This window comes from Leucobacter japonicus, assembly GCF_001273855.1.
Lineage (GTDB): Bacteria > Actinomycetota > Actinomycetes > Actinomycetales > Microbacteriaceae > Leucobacter > Leucobacter japonicus.
The window spans coordinates 1-380 of the sequence record NZ_JHBX01000059.1 but is presented as its reverse complement, the minus strand read 5'-3'; the positions used below and the strand labels follow the sequence as shown (position 1 = coordinate 380).

The following is a 380-nucleotide window of genomic DNA, read 5'->3' as shown; positions in this document are numbered from 1 at the left end:
GTCATGAGCCGGTCCTCCAGCAGCACGCGCACGGAAGCTCGATACGCCTCGCCGAGGGGAGGGTGCTCGCCGAGTTCCTCGGCGAGCCGGGCGCGCATGCGCTCGGTGCCGCGCAGCAGGAGCGCGTCGAGGATGTCCCGCTTGCTCCCGAACTCGAGGTAGACGGCGCCCTTGCCGATTCCGGCCCGCTCGGCGACGGCCGCGACGCTCGTCGCGTCGAAGCCGCGCTCGAGCACCAGATCCTCGGCCGCGTCCAGGATGCGCCCGCGCCGGTTCGGCAGCAGCGGCCGAGGCATCAGCCGAGCCCTCCGAGGAAGCCGAGCAGCGCAGGAACGACGAGATCGGGGCGATCCCGCTGCACCCAGTGCCCGGCCCCGGGC

Annotated in this window: 1 protein-coding gene; it reads right to left on the bottom strand. The window is 73.7% G+C overall.

The genetic code is table 11. The features are described 5' to 3' along the window. The coding region (locus AMS67_RS00180) for a TetR/AcrR family transcriptional regulator (RefSeq protein ID WP_156316466.1) at positions 1 to 296 on the bottom strand (296 nt) is incomplete at its 3' end. Between the last annotated feature and the right edge of the window lie 84 nt (positions 297 to 380).